Raw genomic sequence first — 13,028 nt, forward strand, 5'->3', positions numbered from 1 at the left:
GCATCGTACACGGAATCGACGCCAAACCCGCGCCTGCAGCGCCCGATTGGTCGGCAAAGCCCCGGAATACCGCGGATTTTAACGAAATCTTCACGCCGCTTAACAGTCCGTTTCCAACTGTGTGCTGAATCTGCAACAACCCGTGTGCAACCACATTGTGTCAGCCCCAAAACCCGCTTGCCGCGATTGCGTCAGCTTTTTGCATGCGTAGAGTGGGTCTTGCGAATCCATGCATGGGATCGTTTGTCGGTCGCAACGCGACGGCAACACACAGCACCACGAATTGTGTGGTCGCGTTTCGACAAACCGCTGGGTAACCGGCACAAAGAATGACTGACTTTGGAGGTCAATTAATGAAACTCAAGAGCCTTATCCTCGGTTCTGTTGCTGCCGCTGGTCTCTCGACCGCTGGCTTCGCTGCTGATCTGGGCGTTCTCACCTCGCTCGACGTTTGCGACTCGCTGGGCATCTCCGGCCTGACCATCTCGTCCTCGGACAACTGCCTGCAGATCACCGGCGGCGTCTCCTACGAATTCAACTGGGGCGACTACCGCGGTTCGTTCCCGGTCGCCGGCATCCTCGGTGGTGCGAGCGTTCGTGACACCATGGACAACGACGGCGTTTCGCCGTCCGAACTGGACTGGCGCTCGAAGTTCGAAGCCTGGCTGAAGTTCGTTGGCACTGCTTCTTCCGACTTCGGTCCGGCTTCTGTTACCCTGAAGCTGAAGCAGGTTGATATTGGCCGCGTTCGCAACGAAGCCAACGATCCCGATGGCGACAATGCCGCTCTGACTTTCGACGAAGCCTATGTTTCGGTCGGCGACACCACCACCATCATGGCTGGTAAGAAGGGCTCGATTGCCAACTTCGGCGACGACGAGCCGTTCAACTTCCTCGGCCTGTTCGGTTCGGACTGGGCTGACAAGGGCGTCAAGTGGGACATCCTCGACGGCAACCTCGACACCGGTGGTCACGTGATCCAGGTCGTCTCGGCTGTTGCTGACGGCGTCACCATCAAGGCCGGCCTCGAAAACCTGAACGACGTTGCTCCGGTTACCTCCGCTGGTACCGCCATCGGCGTTCTCGAATATGCTGGCCAGGGCATCACCGCTCATGTCACCGGCCTTGCTGGTGGTATCCTCGACGGCACCGTCGACTCGTGGGCAATGCACGCTGGCATCACCGGCACCTTCGATGCCTTCAAGGTCCGCGGCGCGTTCGCTGTCCAGAACACGACCGCTGCCACCGCTTGGCACGGCCTGGTTTCGGTTGAAGGCACCTTCGACATGTTCAAGATCGCCCTGTCGGGTGAAGCTCTGAACAACTCGGCTGTCGGCGCCAACACCGACTTCGGCTTCGGCGGCTCCATCGGCGCCACCGTCACCGAAGGCGTGTCGATCAACCTCGGCGGCAAGTACTTCGACTCGAACAACGCTGGCGGCCAGGACGGCTACCAGATCGCTGCTCAGCTCGTTGCTGCCGTCTCCGAGACCGTCAAGGTCACCGGCGAAGTCGGTGTCTTCGGCAACGTGACTGCTTCGACCACCGACTTCTACGGTGCTGCCGAACTCGCTTGGGCTCCGGGCGGTGGTTTCACCTCCTCGATCAAGGGCGAAGCTCACCAGAACGGTGCCTACAAGGTCACCTTCAAGGCTGCCAAGGAATTCAAGTAATCCTTGGATTACGACTGAATTCGGAAAGGCCCGGCTCTGCCGGGCCTTTCTTTTTTTCTGTCTTCGGCTGACCCCTGGCAGAACCTCCGCCGCATTGGTCGACGCCCTTTCTGCAATTTGTTTCCGCGTGTCGATCCGCAGACCCGCCGGCGCCCTTTTTCCTTTGTCCTTGTTCGTAAATCATCTACCCTTGCCCAAGTAGCGGCTTTCCAATGGATTCGGGATGATCAGGGACCTCCTCAAGTGGGTGGCGCCAGGCCTTGTGACTGTTCTCGGCGGCACTGTGGCCGCCTTGGCCATGGCAAGTCCGGCGATGTTGGATACCCTTGCTCAGGAGGGCAGGGCCACTCTTGAGGCGTCGGGCCAGGAATGGGCGCATATCGCACTGGCGGGCCGTCGGGTCACGCTTTCCGGAACCACCGCTTCGGAGACAGAACGTGATCAGGCCATCGCCAGCCTGACGGCATTGTCCGGCATTGCCTCGGTCGACGAGACGGTCACCATTGCCCCGCTCGCAACGCCATACAGAATTAACGTGTCTGTTGAGGGCGATGCCATAAGTCTCTTTGGGAGCGTGCCAAATGAGACAATGCGCCAGGAGTTGGGATCCATACCTGGCCTGGCAGAAGTGGATCTGCAGATCCGCTCCGGCCAACCCGACGAGACCCTCTGGCGCGCTGGCGTCAATTTTGCGCTGGCGCAGGCCGAACTGATCGACAGCGGATTGTTCGAGCTGTCCGGGCTGACGCTCAACGCCGCAGGCCGGGCCCGGTCGGAAAAAGCTCTGGGCGCCGTGCAGATGGCTCTGGCCGATCTCCCTCCAGGTATTTCTGAGGGAAATATCGTCGTCGAGCCTGTCCGCATCGCGCCTTATACCTGGCGCGCCGAGTTCGACGGCAACCGCATCGCCATTTCCGGCCACGTGCCGGAAGAGCGCGTGGCTGATCGTCTGCGCCTAGCTGATGTCGCCGGCGTGCCCATCGCCACAGGCCTTTCGCTCGCTTCCGGCGCGCCCGAGGGGTTTGCAGAGCGCACTAAGTTGCTTGTCGAGCAGCTGGCCCGCCTCGAGCAGGGCGAGGCCCGCATCATCGATGGTGTCAGTCACCTCGAAGGCGTGCCGCCCAGCATCGAGGTTGCTCAGGCCGTGACCGAGGCGCTGTCGGGGACCGATTCCATCGTCGATCTCGCACCACCGCGCATCACCGAATACTGGCTCAGCATAAACCGGCAACCCGGCGGGGCGCTGGTTTTCGATGGTTACGTCCCGGACGACGCCACGCGTGAGAACTTTGCGGCCCTTGCGGGGGCAGATGTGAGCTTCCTTAAATATGGCGCGGGCGCCCCCGAGGGTTACCGTCGCGCGGTCGATTTTGGCCTCGAACTGCTCGGCCACATGTCCGAGGGGCGGTTCTCCCTGCGGTCCGAGACAATCTCGATCTCGGGCACCGCACAGTCACCGACCGACTACCGTGCCATGGAGAATTTGCTGCAGTCCGCGGTTCCGCAGGGCCTCGTCCTTGGCGAAATGGCGGTTCAGGCGCCGCGCGCTGCCAATTATGTGTTTTCCGCCCGGCGCGACGCCGGCGGCAGTATCGTGCTGGAAGGCATGGTGCCAAGTCCGGCTGTGGAGGCCGATCTATTGGCACAGGCCGGTTCTGCGGCGACGTCCAAGCTCAGCTTTGCCTCGGGCGAGAGCCCAAACTTCGTCAGTTCGGCTGGGCAGGCAATGGCCTTCCTGCCCTGGTTAAGGCAGGGTAGCGTGCGCTTCGATGGCACTGGCTGGTCCGTTGAGGGCGAGCCTGCCTCCGCGATCGACAAGGGCTCCATCCAGACCGAGTTTGCGGTGCTGGGCCTGGCCCAGGCGGGTTGGACCCTGGCGCTGTCCGAGCCTCCGGCTTTGCCGTCTGTTGCGGATCCCTTCGTCTGGTCCGGCGAGCGTCTCCCCGATGGCAGCTTCCTGTTTGCCGGCAACGTCCCCGCGGCGGCTCTGCAATCCTGGCTCAAGATCCATGTGGGTACCCGCGTGACCGACACCACGCGCATCGCCAAGGGCGCGCCGGAAGATTTTCCAGCCAAGGCCCGGGCCGCCGTCGACGCCCTTCTGGGTCTGGAACAGGGCCGGGCGGCGTTCGACGGCAAGGGCTGGACCCTGTCCGGTACCGCAGCCGATAGCGTGGCCCGCGACGCGGTCCTCGCCCTCGCGGCTGCAGCGGACCTGTCTGCCAACGCCGGTATTTCGATTCCCGACCCTGCACCCGTCGAGCCGTATTTCTGGGCCGCCACCAAGGCGGCCGATGGTTCTGTCGTGCTCGATGGCGCTGTTCCAGCCGAGTCGCTACAACGCTTCCTCGCGGTTCGCGCTGGTGCGGCGGTGGTGGACCAGACAGTGGTTCGTCCCGACGCCCCGGACGGTTTTGCCGCCGATGTGCTGCAGGCCATGGACATGCTGACGCTCCTTGCCGAGGGACAGGTGGCTTATGATGGCGAGCGCTGGACCGCCAGCGGCACGCTGCTGGACGCCGATGCGGAGGCGCAGGCTCAGGGCATGCTCGGCACGTCGGCCCCGCGCTGGACGCTGGCACTTGCCTTGCCTCAGCCCACCGAGCCGGACGATCAAGCGGTCGCTCAAGCGCAGGAACCCGGGCCGACCGAGCCGCCACCGGCGGATGCCGTTGCCCCTCAGGAGCCGGAGGAGCCCTATCGCTTCAGTGCCACACGCGCAGCCGATGGCACCGTGACTTTGGCCGGCAGCGTGCCCGCCGTAGCGACGGCGCGCTATCTTGCCATGCTGGCTGGCACCGAATCGGACGCACTGACCATTGCCGCCGGCGGCCCTGGGGATTTCGTGCCCAATGCCCAGGCGGGCCTGCGGGCGCTCCTGCAATTGCAGCAGGGCCGGCTGGATTTCGCGGGCGGCGCCTGGCACCTCGACGGAAAAGCGGCCAGCCGGCAGGAGCAGGCCGCCATCGAGGCGCAGATCGCCGCCCTCGGCGCCGGCTGGACCTCTGCCATTTCGGCGCCGTCCGGACTTGACCAGTGCCGGACCCGCGTCGCGGAACTCTCCGAGCACAATGCCATCCTGTTCCAGTCCGGCGCAGCGATTATCGCGGCCGGGGCGAATGCGGAGCTCGATGCCTTTGCTGAGGCCCTGAACCAGTGCCCTGACGCCGTTGTGGAGGTGGAGGGGCATACCGACAGCGACGGCGACGACCAGCGCAACCTCGCCTTGTCGGTGGCGCGCGCCGAGTCCGTGGTCAACGCGCTGATCGAGCGAGGCGTATCCGCGTCGCGTCTCTATGCCATCGGCTATGGAGAAATGCGGCCGGTTGCCGACAACGACACGGCCGACGGCAAGCGCCGCAATCGCCGCATCGTGGTGACGGTGCGCGACGCCGACGGGCAGGATTGACGGGAACGGTCATGGCATCGCTCCTCGGCTCGGTTCTCTTCCTCGTGGGGGTCTATTGGCCCTTCATGGCCGGCGCCGCGCTCGTCGGCGTCGTGACCGGATGGCTCAGCCTCAGCCGGGCGCCGGATGAGGGCCGATCGTGATCACGGCCGAACATGTCGTCGAAGTGGCGCTGCTCGTGCTGGTGGCCTATCTGACCGGCTGTGTGCTGGGCTACTGCGCCCATATTGCCGCGCGCGCCTTCGCCAATCGCCCTCGTTTCGAGACCCGGCTGCAGGCACAGGTCCTGGCGGCTGCGCAGATGAACCGGCCCGAAACGCTCGCCCCTGCGGCTGCGCCCCGGTCGGCCGCGCGCCGCCTCGCCGGGGCAGTGGATCGAGACGACGCGCCATCCGTGCCGCAACAGTCCGTGCCGACCCAGCAGCGCCCGCCGGACCTGCCCTCACCGCGCGGTGGAAAACCCGATGATCTCAAGAAAATCAAAGGCATAGGTGCAAAGACGGAATCATCGCTCAATGATTTGGGTGTCTATCACCTCGATCAGGTCGCGGCCTGGCAACCGGCGCATATCGACTGGTTGGAAGGACGCATCGCCGTAAGGGGGCGCATCAGGCGCGAACAATGGGTGGAGCAAGCCATCCTGCTGGCAACGGCAACCGCGCCCACCTGAGTGGCGCTGCCGGGCCGACCTCACGCGGCGCGGCGGGTTCCCTTGCCGACATGGAACACGAATTCGGCGACTGCCTCGATTTCCGCTTCCTGGTCGAACAGGGCAGGGGAGCCTTGCCCGGAAATGGTGATCGCCACCGCGTCGGGGCGCCGCTTGACCATCTCCTCGAAGGTCTCGCGCCGCACCTGGTCCGTCAGCTGCGTGCGCAGCAACATCAGCGGCGCACAGCGCAGGGCGTCATAAAGCGGCCACTGGGCCACCAAGATATCGTCGAAACTGATATCCTTGATCCGATCGACGAGCCGCGTGTCGAACAATGGGCGAGCGCGCCCCCGCTTGTCGAACCAATGGCTGCGCAAGGCGAGTGCGTCGAGCTCCGCCTCCCCGAGGCCGGGATAATCCCCCGCCAGCATGCGCCGGAATCCGGCCATCACGGCCTTGCTGCCCCGCAGGCTCGATATATGGGCCAGATTATTGCGCAGGCGCACGATGCCGCGCGAGTCCGTCACCGGGCCGGCGTCGAGCAATATGGTGCCGCCGATCTGCAGCGGGTGCTGGGCCGCCAGCGCCATCGCCACCTGGCCGCCATGGCCTTGCCCCAGGATCAGCGCGCGACCGATTCCCAGCGCCGCCAGCACATCGGCCACGTCCTGGGCATCGCTGAGCGTGCTATAGTCGGCGCCACCTGGCCGGTCGTCCGCCCGACCGCGGCCGGGCAGATCGACAAGAACCATGGGCCACCGTCCACGTCCCAGCCGCTGGAAGTAATCGGCGAAGGCGGAAAAGTCGCTCATGTTCCGGTGATAGCCAGACAGGCACACAAGCGGCATTCCGCCTTGCCCGAAATCGCCGCGCAGATGCACGGCGGCCCTGGTGCGCGCATCGCGCAGGGCGATATGCGACACCGGCAGGCCTGAAAAGGCAGCGTGGTCGTCGGGGACAATGCGCCGGCGCGAAAACAGCGGTTTCATGCGCCCATTTACCGGCCTCTTGCAGCGAGTCACAAGGCGTTTCGCGTGCCTTGTGGCGGACCGCCGTTGAAAGTAAGGTGCGGCCCGATCGGCGCCAACCGGCGCCGTACCCTTCACACATGAGCAAGAGGCCGGACGTGTGACCGGCATCCAATTGAGGAATACCGACAAATGCTGCGTGGTTCGATTACGGCACTCATCACTCCCATGCGCGATGGGGCCGTGGATGAGAAAGCCTTCGCCAGCTTTGTCGATTGGCAGATCGCCGAGGGCACACATGGTCTGGTGCCGGTGGGCACTACCGGTGAGAGCCCCACTGTCAGCCATGAAGAACATCGCCGCGTGGTCGAAATCTGCATCGAAGTGGCCAATGGCCGCGTGCCGGTCGTGGCCGGCGCCGGGTCAAACTCCACCGCCGAGGCTGTCTCGCTTGCCCAGTTCGCCGAAAAGACCGGTGCCAACGCTGTGCTGTCGGTTGTCCCCTATTACAACAAGCCCAACCAGGAAGGCCTGTTTCAGCACTTTTCGGCCATCGCCAGCGCCATTGGCATTCCGGTCATCCTCTATTCGGTGCCCGGGCGTACCGTGGTCGACCTGACCGTGGACACCATCGCTCGCCTCCGCGATGCTCACGCCAATATCATCGGCGTCAAGGACGCAACGGGCAGCATGGAGCGCGCCACCATGCAGCGCGTCCGCCTGGGCAGTGACTTCATCCTGCTCTCGGGGGACGACAGCACCGCGCTCGGTTTCAACGCCCATGGCGGACACGGCTGTATTTCGGTGACGGCGAATGTGGCGCCGCGTCTCTGCTCGCAGATGCAGGAACTGTCGCTGGCCGGTGATTTCATTGGCGCGCGCGCCATCAATGACAAGCTGGCCTTCCTGCACAAGGACTTGTTCATGGAGCCCAACCCGGCTCCGGCAAAATATGTGGCGAACCGCCTGAACCTCTGTGCCAACGAGATGCGGCTGCCGCTCGTGCCGGTCAGCAAGCCGACCCAGGATGCCATGGACTTTGCAATCTCGCACGCCGGCCTTATCTAGTAGGATAAGCTTTGTTGCCCGGCCCTCGGATGTGAGCTGAGGGCCGGGCATTTTATTTTTGAGAACTGATCGAGCTCATGGCCAGCAAGAACGACAAGAACAAGAACGGATGGATCAGCCACGGGCAGGTGGCCGAGAACCGTCGTGCGCGTTTCGATTATGAGATCGGGGACACCATCGAGGCCGGCATCGTGCTCACCGGAACCGAAGTCAAGTCGCTCCGCCTGGGCAAGGCGCAGATCGCGGAATCCTATGCCTCGCCCGAGCGCGGCGAACTCTGGCTGATCAACGCGCATATACCGGAATACCTGCAGGCCAATCGCTTCAATCACGAGGAAAAGCGCCCCCGCAAGCTGCTGGTCAGCAAGAAGCAATTGGCCAAGCTCGACCAGGAAGTTGCGCGCGCCGGTAACACCATCGTGCCGCTCAAGCTCTATTTCAACGACCAGGGCAAGGCCAAGCTGCTGATCGGGGTTGGCAAGGGCAAGAAGAATTACGACAAGCGCGCCACCAGCCGCGAACGCGACTGGAACCGCGATAAGGCCCGCATCATGAAAGAGGGCGGGCGCGGGTAGGGCGCAGCTCGTCCCGTCAACCCCGAGGACGGACCTTCATCTTTGACGGCAAGTGCCTCAGGCCTCCACCGGCCTTTGCACCTGCGGCCGGCCGACCGTCTTGGCCAGTTCCGCCACGTCGAGGAAGAAGTCTGCCTGGCGCCGGAGTTCGTCCGAGATCATCGGGGTCGAGGTTGTCAGCGTCGACACCACGGTCACGCGCTTGCCCTTGCGCTGCAGCGCCGCGACCAGGGCGGTAAAATCGCCGTCGCCTGAAAACAGCACCAGATGGTCGTAATAGGGGGCCTGCTCGAGCGCATCCACCGTCAGCTCGATATCCATATTCCCCTTCACCTTGCGGCGCCCCATCGAGTCCGTGAACTCCTTGGCCGGCTTGGTCACCACCGTATAGCCATTGTAGTCGAGCCAGTCGATCAGCGGCCGGATCGAGGAATATTCCTGATCCTCGACCAGCGCCGTGTAATAGTTGGCGCGCAGCAGATAGGCCTTGGCGCTGAACTCGGTCAGCAGCTTTCGATAGTCGATATCGATGCCAATCGCCTTGGACGTGGCATAGAGATTGGCGCCGTCAATAAAGAGAGCGATCTTCTCGCGCGGATCAATGGCCATGATGAACACTCCCAGGGGGCAGGGCTGCCGATGATAAAACGCCGTCCGGGACGGCCATTAATTAAATTCCGCCGAGACTTTTAATATCTTAAGTTCGGTATTCGCACATTTGGGCCCGCGCGTAAAGCGGCGACCCCGCCGCCCTTGAACCGGGAGGGACCCTTGTCATGAGGGTCCCCATCGTGTATTGCGGCCCTTCATTCCCCAAAGTGTGGAGACGTTCGTGGCACGCGTCACCGTTGAAGACTGCATTGAAAAGGTCGAGAATCGCTTCGATCTCGTCCTCATGGCCGCCCATCGCGCGCGCATGATTTCCTCCGGCGCGCAGATCACTGTTTCGCGTGACAACGACAAGAATCCCGTCGTTGCCCTTCGTGAAATCGGCGACGCCACCATTTCGCCCGAAGACCTGCGCGAAGATTTGATCCATTCGCTGCAGAAATATGTCGAGGTCGACGAGCCCGAGACCAGCGCTGCTCCGATGATCGAGAGCGCCGGCGACGACGACGCGATCAACTTCGACACCATCAGCGAAGAAGAGCTGCTGCGCGGCATCGAGAGCCTGGCACCCCCGGAGCGTCGCGACGACTGAGAGCCGTCCCTAAGTGGCAAATCTCTCCACTGGAGAGATATGAGGCGAGCAGGCCACGAAAGCTAGCTTGAGTGGCAGCTCGAATGGCATGCACTGGCCTTGCGGCGCACAGTGTTCCAATTATATCAGGGAGCGTCCGGCATGCGTCGGGCGCTCTTTTCATTTCCGATACAGGCGCTAAGCTTGCGGGTGCGAGCGGGCGGCTAACTCCATGATGCGTCAGTACGAGCTTGTCGAGCGGGTTCAGGCTTACAACCCGAACGCCGACGAGCAATTGTTGAACAAGGCCTATGTCTACGCCATGCAGAAGCATGGCTCGCAGAAGCGTGCCTCGGGCGACCCCTATTTCAACCATCCCCTGGAAGTGGCAGCGATCCTCACCGAGCTCAAGCTCGATGATGCCTCGATCGCCGTGGGCCTCCTGCACGACACCATCGAGGACACCGACGCCACCCGCGCCGAGATCGACCAGATGTTTGGCGGCGAGATCGGCACGATTGTCGATGGCCTGACCAAGATCGAGCGTCTCAATCTGGTTTCGCGCGAGGAAGCGCAGGCCGAAAATCTCAGGAAATTGCTGCTGGCGATCAGCCAGGATGTTCGGGTGCTGCTGGTCAAGCTCGCCGACCGGCTGCACAACATGCGCACCCTGCAGTTCATGGCGCCGGAGAAGCAGCGGCGCATCGCGCAGGAAACCATGGATATCTACGCCCCGCTCGCCGGGCGCATGGGTATGCAGGACATGCGCAACGAACTCGAAGATCTCTCCTTCCGCATCCTCCAGCCCGATCACTACAAGGCGATCACGGCGCGCCTCGAGCAGATGCAGGCGGACAATCGCGAAACCATCGACACGATCACCGCTGAGTTGACCGAGCGGTTGGCCGAGGCGGGTATCGCTGCCCGCGTCAAGGCGCGGGTCAAGTCGCCCTATTCGATCTTCTCCAAGATCGAGCGCAAGTCGATCGCGCTCGAGCAGCTGTCCGACATGATCGGCTTCCGAGTCATCGTCGGGTCGACCGAGGAGTGCTACCGCACCGTGGGGATGATCCACACCACCTGGAAGGTCGTGCCCGGCCGCTTCAAGGACTACATCTCGGTCCCCAAGCACAATGACTATCAGTCGATCCACACCACCATTGTCGGGCCAAGCCGCCAGCGTGTCGAACTGCAGATCCGTACCGAGGACATGGACCGCATCGCCGAGTTCGGCATCGCCGCCCATGCGCTCTACAAGGACGGTGCTTCGGCTAATCTGGGCCGCATCGAGATGGAATCGCACGCCTATGGCTCGCTGCGCCAGACCATCAGCCACCTGACCTCCGGCATCTCGAGCGAAGACTTCCTCGAATACACCAAGCTCGAGCTGTTCCAGGACCAGGTGTTCTGCTTCACCCCGCGCGGGCGCCTCATCGCCCTGCCGCGCGGCGCGACGCCCATCGACTTCGCTTATGCGCTGCACACCGATATTGGCGACACCTGCGTCGGCGCCAAGATCAATGGCCTGATCCTGCCGCTCGTCACCCAGCTCCGCTCTGGTGACGAGGTGGAGATCCTGCGCGATCAGAACCATCGTCCGCCCAGCAACTGGATCGGCATTGCTGCAACCGGCAAGGCCCGCGCCGCCATTCGTCGTGCCGTGCGCCAGGCGGCGGCGCAGCGTGCCCATGCCCTTGGCGAACACGTGCTCAACATGATGCTGGAGCGTGAGGGCGTCATGCTGGACGAGAGCGAGGGCAAGGCGCTGGCCGAAGCCCTCGAACAACAGTCCAAGCGCGACCTGCTGGTGGCCGTGGGTGAGGGCAAGATCGGTTCGGAAGCGCTCGCCGCGGCGCTTGCCCAGGTCAAGGGCATCCGCAAGCGCCGCCGCAAGCTTGACCTGCCGGTGGCCGACACCGCTGACGGCTGGTTTGCCCTGCGGGGTTCCGATCAGTTCCGCTTCCGCGTGCCGGGCGGCCAGCGCTCGGGCCCGCGCGCCAAGGCGGCCCTCGCGCAACTCGATTTCCACACCCCGGTGACCGTATCGGGCGAGGGCATCGTGCCCGGCGACCGGCTGGTCGGCATTCTCGAGCCGGATAACCCGCTCACCGTCTACCCGATCCACTCGGACGCACTGATCGCCAAGCATGATAGCGACGTGGCCTGGGTCGACGTGCGCTGGAATCTGACGCGTTCCGATGAAAAGCTCTATCCCACCGTCATTTCGATGGAATCGGTCAATCGGCCGGGTTCCCTGGCCCAGATTTCCTCGGCGATCGCGGCATGCGATGCGAACATCAACAATCTGGTGATGCGCATGATCTCGCCCGACTTCCACCAGATGATCTTTGAAATCGAGGTGCGTGACCTTGCGCAACTGACCGATGTTCTGGCAACGCTCAAGCGCAGTCCTGGCCTGTCCGCGGTCCAGCGGGCCGGCCTGCGCGAGGCGGGAATGATCTCGACGCTCGAATGGGACGGCAGTGTCGATAGGAGTGCGCGCGATGGATAAACAAGAAGTCCTTCAGATTTTCCGCGATTGCGGGGCCATGCTGGAGGGGCATTTCATCCTGTCCTCGGGGCTGCGCTCGCCGGTCTTCCTGCAAAAGGCCAAGGTCTTCCAATACGCCAGCGAGACCGAAAAGCTCTGCAAGGCGCTGGCGGAGCGCATCCGCGCCGAAGTGCCGGGCGTCACAAAGGTTGTCTCCCCCGCCATTGGGGGCATCATCCCCGGTTACGAGACGTCCCGGCATCTGGGCGTGCCGGCGCTCTATACCGAGCGCGTCGAAGGTCAGTTCGAGCTGCGGCGCGGCTTCGAGATTTCCGCCGATGACAAGGTCGTGGTCGTGGAAGACATCGTCTCCACCGGCCTCTCGATCCGCGAATGCGTCGATGCCCTGCGCAAGATTGGCGCCAATGTGGTTGCGGCAGCGTGCCTCATCGATCGCTCTGGCGGCGAGGCCGATGTCGGGGTGCCGCTGGTGAGCCTGATCGAGTTCAAGGTGCCCGCCTATCCGGCCGATCAACTGCCTCCCGAGCTGGCCGCCATCCCGGCGGTGAAGCCGGGCAGCCGTGGCATCCAGGGGGTCAAATGATCGTCGGCCTCGGTTCCGACCTCATTCAGATCCACCGCGTCGAAGAAACGCTCAACCGTTTCGGCGACCGCTTCGTGCAGCGCTGCTTCACGCCGATCGAGCAGAAAAAATCTGATCGTCGTGCACAGCGTGCAGCCTCCTATGCCAAGCGTTTTGCCGCAAAGGAGGCCTGTTCCAAGGCGCTGGGCACCGGCCTCAGCTGGGGCGTGTACTGGCGCGACATGGGCGTGGTGAACCTGCCCTCGGGCAAGCCGACCATGCAGCTGACCAACGGGGCGGCCCGCGCCCTGGCGCGCCTTGTGCCCGAGGGTCACGAGCCCCATATCCACCTCACCATTACCGACGATGCGGGCCTGGCCCAGGCCTTCGTCATTATCGAAGCTCTTCCGATCAAGTGAAGGCGACCAC

At 63.4% G+C, this 13,028-nt stretch carries 12 protein-coding genes; 10 read left to right on the forward strand and 2 right to left on the reverse strand.

The features are described from left to right. Window positions 1-353: 353 nt before the first annotated feature. The 4 genes from K1X15_RS06045 to K1X15_RS06055 all read left to right on the forward strand — a co-directional run bounded on the left by K1X15_RS06045 (window position 354) and on the right by K1X15_RS06055 (window position 5,752). Entirely contained in the window at window positions 354-1,673 is a 1,320-nt protein-coding gene (locus K1X15_RS06045) for a hypothetical protein (RefSeq protein ID WP_220306598.1), read from the forward strand. 223 nt (window positions 1,674-1,896) lie between these two features. Continuing rightward, a complete protein-coding gene (locus tag K1X15_RS06050) occupies window positions 1,897-5,082 on the forward strand; it encodes an OmpA family protein (RefSeq protein ID WP_220306599.1) in 3,186 nt (1,061 codons plus the stop codon). A gap of 11 nt (window positions 5,083-5,093) precedes the next feature. Then, a complete protein-coding gene (locus K1X15_RS21400; protein ID WP_276315312.1) occupies window positions 5,094-5,225 on the forward strand; it encodes a hypothetical protein in 132 nt (43 codons plus the stop codon). After that, the gene (locus K1X15_RS06055; protein ID WP_220306600.1) at window positions 5,222-5,752 is read left to right on the forward strand and encodes a hypothetical protein; all 531 of its coding nucleotides are present in this window, start codon (window positions 5,222-5,224) and stop codon (window positions 5,750-5,752) included. Before K1X15_RS21400 ends, K1X15_RS06055 begins: the two co-directional genes overlap by 4 nt. Window positions 5,753-5,772: 20 nt before the next feature. Here the strand turns inward: K1X15_RS06055 and K1X15_RS06060 are convergent, their stop codons facing one another. Further along, window positions 5,773-6,723 (reverse strand): alpha/beta hydrolase, encoded by a 951-nt coding sequence (locus K1X15_RS06060; RefSeq protein WP_220306601.1) that lies wholly within the window; start codon window positions 6,721-6,723, stop codon window positions 5,773-5,775. 171 nt (window positions 6,724-6,894) lie between these two features. On the opposite strand from K1X15_RS06060, the gene dapA reads away from it, so the two are divergent. Both dapA and smpB read left to right on the forward strand, forming a co-directional pair. After that, window positions 6,895-7,770 (forward strand): 4-hydroxy-tetrahydrodipicolinate synthase, encoded by an 876-nt coding sequence (dapA, locus tag K1X15_RS06065; RefSeq protein ID WP_220306602.1) that lies wholly within the window; start codon window positions 6,895-6,897, stop codon window positions 7,768-7,770. 77 nt (window positions 7,771-7,847) lie between these two features. Continuing rightward, on the forward strand, window positions 7,848-8,345 hold the full coding sequence (smpB, locus tag K1X15_RS06070; RefSeq protein ID WP_220306603.1) for an SsrA-binding protein SmpB: 498 nt from the start codon (window positions 7,848-7,850) through the stop codon (window positions 8,343-8,345). A gap of 57 nt (window positions 8,346-8,402) precedes the next feature. Here smpB and K1X15_RS06075 read toward each other — a convergent pair whose 3' ends face one another. Continuing rightward, complete coding sequence (locus tag K1X15_RS06075; RefSeq protein ID WP_220306604.1) at window positions 8,403-8,954, reverse strand: LabA-like NYN domain-containing protein; 552 nt, start codon at window positions 8,952-8,954, stop codon at window positions 8,403-8,405. A 223-nt stretch (window positions 8,955-9,177) separates the two neighbouring features. On the opposite strand from K1X15_RS06075, the gene rpoZ reads away from it, so the two are divergent. From rpoZ to acpS, 4 genes are all read left to right on the forward strand, one after another. Beyond that, on the forward strand, window positions 9,178-9,546 hold the full coding sequence (gene rpoZ, locus K1X15_RS06080) for a DNA-directed RNA polymerase subunit omega (RefSeq protein ID WP_220306605.1): 369 nt from the start codon (window positions 9,178-9,180) through the stop codon (window positions 9,544-9,546). A 211-nt stretch (window positions 9,547-9,757) separates the two neighbouring features. After that, window positions 9,758-12,037 (forward strand): RelA/SpoT family protein, encoded by a 2,280-nt coding sequence (locus tag K1X15_RS06085; RefSeq protein ID WP_220306606.1) that lies wholly within the window; start codon window positions 9,758-9,760, stop codon window positions 12,035-12,037. Continuing rightward, the gene (gene pyrE / locus K1X15_RS06090; protein WP_220306607.1) at window positions 12,030-12,620 is read left to right on the forward strand and encodes an orotate phosphoribosyltransferase; all 591 of its coding nucleotides are present in this window, start codon (window positions 12,030-12,032) and stop codon (window positions 12,618-12,620) included. Before K1X15_RS06085 ends, pyrE begins: the two co-directional genes overlap by 8 nt. Beyond that, window positions 12,617-13,018, forward strand: a complete 402-nt coding sequence (gene acpS / locus K1X15_RS06095) for a holo-ACP synthase (protein WP_220306608.1) — start codon at window positions 12,617-12,619, stop codon at window positions 13,016-13,018. The genes pyrE and acpS overlap by 4 nt, the downstream gene beginning before the upstream one ends. The last annotated feature ends 10 nt before the right edge of the window (window positions 13,019-13,028 follow it).

This window comes from Devosia salina, from assembly GCF_019504385.1.
In the GTDB taxonomy this organism is placed as follows: domain Bacteria; phylum Pseudomonadota; class Alphaproteobacteria; order Rhizobiales; family Devosiaceae; genus Devosia; species Devosia salina.

What these genes read in the sequence shown, in the direction of transcription:
- K1X15_RS06045 (WP_220306598.1), top strand. Translation starts at nt 354, where the DNA reads ATGAAACTCAAGAGCCTTATCCTCGGTTCTGTTGCTGCCGCTGGTCTC.
- K1X15_RS06050 (WP_220306599.1), top strand. Translation starts at nt 1,897, where the DNA reads ATGATCAGGGACCTCCTCAAGTGGGTGGCGCCAGGCCTTGTGACTGTT.
- K1X15_RS21400 (WP_276315312.1), top strand. Translation starts at nt 5,094, where the DNA reads ATGGCATCGCTCCTCGGCTCGGTTCTCTTCCTCGTGGGGGTCTATTGG.
- K1X15_RS06060 (WP_220306601.1), bottom strand. Translation starts at nt 6,723, where the DNA reads ATGAAACCGCTGTTTTCGCGCCGGCGCATTGTCCCCGACGACCACGCT.
- dapA (WP_220306602.1), top strand. Translation starts at nt 6,895, where the DNA reads ATGCTGCGTGGTTCGATTACGGCACTCATCACTCCCATGCGCGATGGG.
- smpB (WP_220306603.1), top strand. Translation starts at nt 7,848, where the DNA reads ATGGCCAGCAAGAACGACAAGAACAAGAACGGATGGATCAGCCACGGG.
- K1X15_RS06075 (WP_220306604.1), bottom strand. Translation starts at nt 8,954, where the DNA reads ATGGCCATTGATCCGCGCGAGAAGATCGCTCTCTTTATTGACGGCGCC.
- K1X15_RS06085 (WP_220306606.1), top strand. Translation starts at nt 9,758, where the DNA reads ATGATGCGTCAGTACGAGCTTGTCGAGCGGGTTCAGGCTTACAACCCG.
- pyrE (WP_220306607.1), top strand. Translation starts at nt 12,030, where the DNA reads ATGGATAAACAAGAAGTCCTTCAGATTTTCCGCGATTGCGGGGCCATG.
- acpS (WP_220306608.1), top strand. Translation starts at nt 12,617, where the DNA reads ATGATCGTCGGCCTCGGTTCCGACCTCATTCAGATCCACCGCGTCGAA.